Origin of the sequence: Streptosporangium sp. NPDC049046 (assembly GCF_040649155.1) — a bacterium.
Classification (GTDB): Bacteria; Actinomycetota; Actinomycetes; order Streptosporangiales; family Streptosporangiaceae; genus Streptosporangium.
Map to the genome: position 1 here is coordinate 50,240 of NZ_JBEZEZ010000044.1, position 7,802 is coordinate 58,041.

7 protein-coding genes and 1 other RNA gene are annotated in these 7,802 nt (G+C 69.3%); 4 read left to right on the forward strand and 4 right to left on the reverse strand.

Features of this window, described 5'->3' with window-relative positions; translation table 11 throughout:
• Positions 1–17: 17 nt before the first annotated feature.
• Together AB0B96_RS37480 and AB0B96_RS37485 are read right to left on the reverse strand one after the other, a co-directional pair.
• A complete protein-coding gene (locus tag AB0B96_RS37480) occupies positions 18–1,049 on the reverse strand; it encodes a dipeptidase (RefSeq protein WP_362906627.1) in 1,032 nt (343 codons plus the stop codon).
• A gap of 233 nt (positions 1,050–1,282) precedes the next feature.
• Positions 1,283–2,722, reverse strand: coding sequence for an NAD(P)/FAD-dependent oxidoreductase (locus tag AB0B96_RS37485; RefSeq protein WP_362906629.1), 1,440 nt, complete (start codon positions 2,720–2,722; stop codon positions 1,283–1,285).
• A gap of 170 nt (positions 2,723–2,892) precedes the next feature.
• Here AB0B96_RS37485 and AB0B96_RS37490 point away from each other — a divergent pair, with 170 nt between their 5' ends.
• The 4 genes from AB0B96_RS37490 to rnpB all read left to right on the forward strand — a co-directional run bounded on the left by AB0B96_RS37490 (position 2,893) and on the right by rnpB (position 6,581).
• Positions 2,893–3,729: a Nif3-like dinuclear metal center hexameric protein gene (locus tag AB0B96_RS37490; protein WP_362906631.1), complete on the forward strand. Its 837-nt coding sequence runs from the start codon at positions 2,893–2,895 to the stop codon at positions 3,727–3,729.
• Positions 3,726–4,466, forward strand: a complete 741-nt coding sequence (locus AB0B96_RS37495; RefSeq protein WP_350949549.1) for a C4-type zinc ribbon domain-containing protein — start codon at positions 3,726–3,728, stop codon at positions 4,464–4,466. Before AB0B96_RS37490 ends, AB0B96_RS37495 begins: the two co-directional genes overlap by 4 nt.
• A 5-nt stretch (positions 4,467–4,471) precedes the next feature.
• Positions 4,472–5,818, forward strand: coding sequence for a bifunctional RNase H/acid phosphatase (locus AB0B96_RS37500; protein ID WP_362906638.1), 1,347 nt, complete (start codon positions 4,472–4,474; stop codon positions 5,816–5,818).
• Positions 5,819–6,186: 368 nt separating this feature from the next.
• Positions 6,187–6,581: RNase P RNA component class A (gene rnpB, locus AB0B96_RS37505), an RNA gene on the forward strand.
• A 76-nt stretch (positions 6,582–6,657) separates the two neighbouring features.
• Here the strand turns inward: rnpB and AB0B96_RS37510 are convergent.
• Together AB0B96_RS37510 and AB0B96_RS37515 are read right to left on the reverse strand one after the other, a co-directional pair.
• Positions 6,658–7,314, reverse strand: a complete 657-nt coding sequence (locus tag AB0B96_RS37510) for a site-specific integrase (protein ID WP_362906634.1) — start codon at positions 7,312–7,314, stop codon at positions 6,658–6,660.
• Positions 7,311–7,529, reverse strand: coding sequence for a transposase (locus AB0B96_RS37515; RefSeq protein ID WP_362906636.1), 219 nt, complete (start codon positions 7,527–7,529; stop codon positions 7,311–7,313). Before AB0B96_RS37515 ends, AB0B96_RS37510 begins: the two co-directional genes overlap by 4 nt.
• Between the last annotated feature and the right edge of the window lie 273 nt (positions 7,530–7,802).

Here is a 7,802-nt window from a genome sequence, read left to right on the forward strand (position 1 = left end):
GCACCGGCCGGGCTCGCTCAGGCGGGCCTGCCCAGTTCGGCGCGGAACAGGCGGTGTACGTTGCCGCCGATGATCTTCGTGATCTCCTCGTCGGCGAAGCCGTGCTTGAGCAGGGCGTCGGTGACCAGGGGCAGCCCACTCGGCCCCGACAGCCCCGGCAGGGCCGCGAAGGGATCGACGTCGTAGTCCATCTCACAGCACGGGGGAGTCACATCCTGCAGCACCTCACGCACGAAATCGGGGCCCAGGCCGACGTGGTCGATACCGCCGACACCCGCGACGTGCGCGAGGTGGTCCACCAGCCGATCCACGGTGTACTCGGCCGGATCCTCGGACAAGAAGGCGGCCACGAAGTTCACGCACACCACCCCGCCGGTCGCGGCGACGGCCCGGATCTGCTCGTCGGTGAGATTACGGTGATGCTCGCGCAACGCGCGAGCCGAGGAGTGGGTGGCCATCACCGGCCTGCTCGCCAACTCCAGCACATGCTCCACCCCCGAGGCACTCAGGTGGGAGATATCGAAGATCACCCCGAGGCGTTCCATCTCCCGCAGCGCCTGGATCCCGGCGCCGGTGAGCCTGCCGCCGGTGGCGTCCTCGCCGCTGCCGTCGGCCAGCGCGGTGCGGCCCCAGTGCGCGATCGAGGCGATCCGCACACCCAGCCGGTGCACGGTGGGCAGCAGCTCGACCGAGGCGTCCAGGCCCGGCATGCTCTCCATCGCCAGGACCAGAGCGATCTTGCCCTCGGCGAGGGCCTGGTCGATCTGCGCACCGTCCAGGCACAGCCGGACGGACTCGGCGTTGCCCTCGGCCAGCACGTGCGCACACTCGATCATGCGCAACGTCTGGCGCAACGCCCCCTCGGGACGGTACTGCTCGTCGACGAACACCGGCAGCACCTGGAGGTTCACCCCTCCCTCACGCAACTGCGGCAGCCAACGCTCCCGGAAGAACGACGCCCAGCGGCGAGGCGGACGAGCGGCGACCGCCATCAGCAGATCGTTGTGGGTATCGGCGACCACGGAGTCGCGGTGGAGGTCGGCGGACACGGGCGGGCCCTTCTGCGCGGACGGCTCTGGTTCGCCACGACGCTATCGGCCCGCCGGGCCTTCGCGTACTCGCCTGCGCGGAGTGGGTGTCCCGCTGGACGAGGAGGGCGCCCGCGAACTCTTCGCGTACTCGCGTGCGTGGAATGGGCGTTGACCGGGAGAGCGACGACGATCTGGGTGACTTCGGGTACCCGCGCACGCGGGTACCCGCGTACCCGCGTACGCGGAGTGGGTCAGCGTGCGAACTGGAAGGCCTCGGGGCGCGGGGTCCTGGTGAGACGGCGGTAGGCGGTCGCGCTGCCCGGCCAGTTGCCGGTGACCCTGCCCGAGGCGTTCTTGTACCAACTCGTGCAGCCCGCCTGCCAGACCATGCCCTCCATGTCCCGGTCGAGGTTCTGCCGCCAGGTGTCCATCGCCTCCGGCCTCACCTCCATCGGCCCGCGCGAGGCCAGCTGCGGCAGGCAGCCCATGATGTACCGGACCTGGCATTCGAGCATGAAGACGATCGAGGTGTGACCGAGGTTGGTGTTGGGGCCGTACAGCAGGAACAGGTTGGGGAAGTGCGGCACGGCGATGCCCAGGTACGCCTCGGCGCCGTCCTTCCACTCCTCGGCCAGTCGCCGCCCGCCGCGTCCGGTGACCTCGATCGTGCTCAGAAACTCCGAGGTCTCGAAGCCGGTCGCGTAGACGATCGCGTCGGCCTCGCGGACTCCGGTGACGGTCTCCACGCCGCCGGGGACGATCCGGGTGATCCGGTCGGTGACGACGTCCACGTCGGGGCGGGTCAGCGCGGGATAGAAGTCGCTGTCGATGACGACCCGCTTGCAGCCGAGCGGGTAGGAGGGGGTCAGCTTGGCCCGTAGCACCGGGTCGGAGACCTGCTCGTGCAGGTGCCCGAGGGCGTACTTGCGCACCAGGTCCGTGCTCCAGCCCCCGGCCAGGGCGGGGTAGAGGATGTGCTCCGCGTACCGGTAGACCCACTCGCGGTAGGCGCGCTGCAGGAACGGCACGAGGCGGAAGGCTGTCCGCACGCGCGGGCTGAAGTCGGTGCCCTGCTTGGGAATCACCCAGTTGGGGGTTCGCTGGAAGAGGTCCAGGTGCCCGGCCACCTCGGCCACCTTCGGGACGAGTTGCGCCGCCGACGACCCGTTCCCGATCACGGCGACTCGTTTGCCCGCCAGGTCGACGGAGTGGTCCCAGCGCGCGGAGTGGAAGGCCGCTCCACTGAATGTCGATATTCCCGGAATGTCGGGCAATTGGGGCCGGTTCAGCTGACCTATCGCCGACACCACCACGTCGAACAACTCTTCTCCGGCCGACGTACGGACCCGCCATTTGCCCAGCGACTCGTCGAAGGCGGCGGAGACGACCGCGGTGTTCAGCCGGATACGGGAACGCAGGCCGTACTTGTCGGCACACCCCCGCAGGTAACCCAGGATCTCCGGCTGCCCGGCATAGCGACGCGTCCGGCTGGAGTATCTCTCGAAGGAGAAGGAGTACAGATGCGAGTGGGTGTCGCAGCCCGCCCCCGGATAGGTGTTGTCGCGCCAGGTCCCCCCGACGTCGGACCCCTTCTCGAAGATCGTGTACGAACGGATGCCGGCCTTCTCCAACTGGATGGCCATGCACAGGCCGCCGAATCCGGCACCGATGATCGCGACATTAGGCCCCATGCGCACGCCCTCCGGGTGTCAGTGTTCACTGACGCTAGGCGATGCCCCCACGCCGTGGAAGCCGCCGGGGCAATCACTGGGGAAATCCCGAGGAGGCCGTTGGCAGACCACCGGGAGCCTGGCGCTCCAGGAGGAGGCCTGACGGTGGAAAGGGCCGATATTCTGCGCACGTGCCTACGCTTGCCGACATCGTCACAGAGCTGGAGTCCCGCTACGACCCGAGATGGGCCGAGTCGTGGGACGCGGTCGGGCTCGTCTGCGGGGATCCCGCCGCCGAGGTGCGCAAGATCCTGTTCGCGGTCGACCCGGTCGCCGTCGTCGCCGAGGAGGCCCTCGACTGGGGCGCCGACCTCGTCGTCACCCACCATCCGCTCTACCTGCGCGGCACCACGAGTGTCGCGGCGACCACCTCCAAGGGCCGCCTGATCCAGACTCTGATCAAGAACGACATCGGGCTCTTCACCGCCCACACCAACGCCGACGTCGCCGACCCCGGAGTCTCCGACGCGCTCGCCCGCGCCGTCGGCCTGACCGGCCCGCTCGTCCCCCTCAGCCCCGCCGCCGACGACCCGAGGCGCGGACTGGGCCGCGTCGGCTCGCTGCCCGAGCCCGTCTCCCTCGCCGAGTTCACCAGGCAGGCCGCCCGCGGGCTCCCCGCCACGGCGGGCGGCCTGCGGGTCGCCGGAGATCCTGACCGTGCCGTCCAGCGGATCGCGGTCAGCGGTGGATCCGGAGACTCCCTGCTCGGGACGGCCCGCGCCGCCGGGGTGGACGTCTTCCTCACCGCCGACCTGCGCCACCACCCGGCCAGCGAGTTCATGGAGAACTCCGGCGGCCCCGCGCTGATCGACGCGGCCCACTGGGCCACCGAATGGCCCTGGCTCGCCGACGCGGCACACCATCTCGCGTCCGCATCGGCCGCCAGGGGGATTACTGTTGAGACGCGCGTATCCGAGACGGTCACGGACGCCTGGAACACAACAGCAAAGTGCGAGGATTTCACGTGAAAGCAGCCCCTGCGGCCCAGAAGCGTCTGCTTGACCTGGCCGAACTCGACTCCGCCCTCGACCGGCTGGCCCATCGCCGCCGCACCCTTCCCGAGCTGGCCCAGATCGACGAGCTCTCCGGGCGCATCGCCCGCATCGCGACCCAGGTGATCGCCGCCGAGACCGAGTCCGGCGACCTCGCCCGCGAGCAGAGCAAGGCCGAGGCCGACGTCGACTCGGTCCGCACCCGCGCCGAGCGCGACCAGAAGCGCCTCGACTCCGGCCAGGTCACCTCGCCCAAGGACCTGTCCAGCCTCCAGTCCGAGATCGTCTCCCTGAAGCGCAGGCAGGACGATCTGGAGGAGGTCGTGCTGGAGATCATGGAGCGCCGCGAGGCGGCCGACGAGCGGGTCACCAAGCTCGTGGCCGAGCGCGACGAACTCGCCGGCACCCGCGGCTCCGCCGAGGACCGCAGGGACGCCGCCTTCGCCGAGATCGACAAGGAGAAGGACGAGGTCCAGGGCAAGCGCACCGAGGTCGCCGGCGACATCCCGGCCGACCTGCTCGCCCTCTACGAGAAGCTCAGGGAGCAGTTCGGGGTGGGCGCCGCGATGCTCCAGGGAGCCCGCTGCCTCGGCTGCCGTACGAGCCTGTCCATCGCCGAGATCAACCGCATCAAGGCCGCCTCCCACGAAGAGGTCATCCGCTGCGAGGAGTGCCGCCGGATCCTCGTCCGTACCGCCGAGTCCGGTCTGTGAGCCCTGTGACCTCGTACGTCATCGAGGCGGACGGCGGCTCGCGGGGCAACCCGGGCCCGGCCGGTTACGGTGCCGTCGTCAAGGACGCCGCCGACGGCCAGGTGCTGGTCGAGACCGCCGAGTCGATCGGCACCCAGACCAACAACGTCGCCGAGTACCGCGGGCTCATCGCGGGCCTGACCTCGCTCCTCGCCCTCGCCGGCGACGGCGCGCAGGTCGAGGTCCGGATGGACTCCAAGCTGGTCATCGAACAGATGGCCGGCCGGTGGAAGATCAAGAACGAGGGCCTGCGCCCTCTCGCCCTGGAGGCCGCGGCCCTCGCCAGACGTCTCAGGGTGACCTGGCGCTGGATCCCTCGCGAGAAGAACAAGGACGCCGACCGCCTCGCCAACGAGGCGATGGACGCCGCGGCCAAGGGGCGCCCCTGGCGCCTCTCTGACTCCTCGGCCTCGTCCGGCTCTTCCGGCTCTTCCGGCGCGGGAGCGCCTGGGAGCCGGTCCGCTGTCGGTGAAGCGCCCGGCGGGAGGGGAGTCTCCGGCGCGGGGGGTCCCGGAGGCCGGGCCTCCGCCCCGGAGGCATCCGGTGGCAGAATCTCCGGCACGCGGGACCGGCCGGCGCAGGCGCCGGAGACATCGGCACGGGCGGGCCGGACGGGAGAGCCTGCCGAGGGTACGGCCCAGGCGACTCCGACGATCGCTCCCTCCGGTTCGAGCACCGGCTGGCGTCCACCCACCTCCACCGCGACCTCGCTGTATCTTCTCCGGCACGGTGAGACGCCGCTCTCCATCGAACGGAGGTTCTCCGGGCTCGGAGACCCCGAACTCACGCCCAACGGCGTCGCCCAGGCCGAGGCCGCCGCGGTCAAGCTGGCCGGGAAGCCGTACGACATCCAGGTGATCGTCAGTTCGCCGCTCAAGCGCGCCCGCGCCACCGCGGAGATCGTCGCGGCGAGGACGGGACTTGAGGTCGTCGTCGAGGAGGGGCTGCGGGAGGCCGACTTCGGAGCCTGGGAAGGCTACACGTTCACCGAGATCCAGCGCCGCTGGCCCGACGAACTCGCCGCGTGGCTGGCGGACCCGTCCGCCGCGCCGCCGGGTGGGGAGAGTTTCGGGGTGGCGGCGCGGCGGGTCCAGGCGATCGGGGACCTGCTGATAGAGCGCTACGAGGGAAGGACGGTCCTCGCCGTCTCCCATGTCACGCCGATCAAGATGCTGCTGCAGTCCGCGCTGCTCGCTCCCCTCGGCGCGCTGTACCGCATGCATCTCGACCTGTCAGCTCTGTCCCTGATCGAGTATTACGCCGACGGCCCGGCGGTGGTGAAGGCGTTCAACGACACCTCGCACCTCCACTGAACCGTCGATCTCACCTCGACAGACCGTGAAGGCGATGAGCCCCCCGCTTCGGGGGTCTCCCGTCCACGAAAGGCCGCAGGGGTGGTGGAGCCCTGTGCCAGAAAGGCCGCGGGGGTGCTGAGATCCCCGCGCGGACGGTCTCTCACGTCCATGACAGACCTCGGCCGCGGAGACGGTGAAACACCCGCCCTCCGCGGCGGCCGAAATCCTCACGGCGTGCGAAACCGGCCGCCTCGCCGGTTGTCGGTGCTCTCATCGGTTCCCCCGCTGCTCGTCCGTCCCGTCTCGCTTGATCCGTATTCCAGCGCACGCGACTTGCCGCTCGGTTGGAGTCCACTTGGGAGCCGTTAGGCTTGGATCACGGCGGACGAGCCGGCCGGGCGGCCGCGTCGGGTCTCTTGCGAGACCCGCCGAGGAAGGTCCGGGCTCCACAGAGCAGGGTGGTCGGTAACGCCGACCCGGGGTGACCCGCGGGAAAGTGCCACAGAGAACAGACCGCCTCGTCGCAGGACGGGGTAAGGGTGAAACGGTGGTGTAAGAGACCACCAGCGCCCACGGTGACGTGGGCGGCTCGGTAAACCCCACCTGGAGCAAGGTCAAGAAGGGGCGCTCTCCGGAGCGTCCCGCGCGCGACGCCTGAGGGCTGCTCGCCCGAGTCGCGCGGGTAGACCGCTTGAGGCCGACGGCAACGTCGGTCCTAGATGGATGGTCGCCCCTTCACACACGTGAAGGACAAAACCCGGCCTACAGGCCGACTCGTCCGCCTTTCCCGCCCCTGACCTGCGGCGGAACCCTCATTCAGGAAGATCGAATCCTTGAGGGGGCACATCGGGGGCACATTACGCGGACCCGAGGGCCGAGGCGAAGGCATTGTCCAGCGCCGTGCGCGCCCGCTCAGATGCCTCCGGGACCAGATGCCCGTACAGGTCCACGGTCGTGGTGATGGACTTGTGCCCGAGCCACCGCGACACCTCGGAGATCGGCACGCCTTCGGCGAGCGCCGTACTGGCGAAGGTGTGCCGAAGATCGTGGAACGTCATGTCCGCCGGTACTCCCGCCGAGAAGATCGCGGGCTTCAGGACGTCGGCGTTGAAGTAGTCGCGGCGGACCAGGTTCCTGCGCGTCGTCCGGAAGAGCACGTCCTCGGGTTTGTGCCTGTCGATGTACTCGGTCAGAGCATGGGCGAGAACGGCCGGTATCGGAACGTCGCGGACAGAGGCCTTGGTCTTCGGCGGAGCCAGCGTCGGACGCCGATCGATCACCACGACCTGCTGGTCCACCGTCAACATGCCCTCGGCGAAGTCGATCCGGTCGACGGCCAGACCGAGAGCCTCTCCCTGTCGGAGACCGGCCGCAGCGCCCAGGAGGATCAGTGGCGCGTAGTCGGGCCGCATAGCCAGGTAGAGCGCGAGCACCTCGGCGGGGGAGAGGAGTCGGATCGTGGTCTTGTCCGGCTCCGGCAAGCGGATGTCGACGCATGGTGAGCGGCGGATCATGGTCCCGTACGGCTCCGCGCCCGCTCCGGCCCGGAGAGCGCCTGCCGCTCCTCCTGCGCGCTCGCGATCGGATGGCGGTTCACCCAGCTGCCCAGCGTGCTGACGTTGATGTCGAACTTCCGCGCCACGGACGCGACCGTCCGATCGCCCTCCAGCACCATGCGGATGGCTTCTTCCTTGAACTCCGGCGAGAACCGCCTGCGACGCCTCGTCACGTACCTACCTCTTCCAGACTTCTGTCAGCCTAGGTAGCCGACTGTCCGGAATCTGCTGGGCACCTCACTAGCTGGCTCAGCAAGTACGGACACGTGCGGGATGATCATGTGAAGAACATGGGCAACGTAGAATGTTCACGCAGCTCAGGCTACGTAAGTTCAGAGTACGATCACCGCTGAGGATGTCCCGACGTTCGTGGAACTTGATCAGCGGTCCGACAGTCAGGCGATGTTCTCGTTGTAGCAGTCCGGGCTGGGATTCTGCGTCGCGGC

What these genes read in the sequence shown, in the direction of transcription:
- AB0B96_RS37485 (WP_362906629.1), bottom strand. Translation starts at nt 2,722, where the DNA reads ATGGGGCCTAATGTCGCGATCATCGGTGCCGGATTCGGCGGCCTGTGC.
- AB0B96_RS37510 (WP_362906634.1), bottom strand. Translation starts at nt 7,314, where the DNA reads ATGATCCGCCGCTCACCATGCGTCGACATCCGCTTGCCGGAGCCGGAC.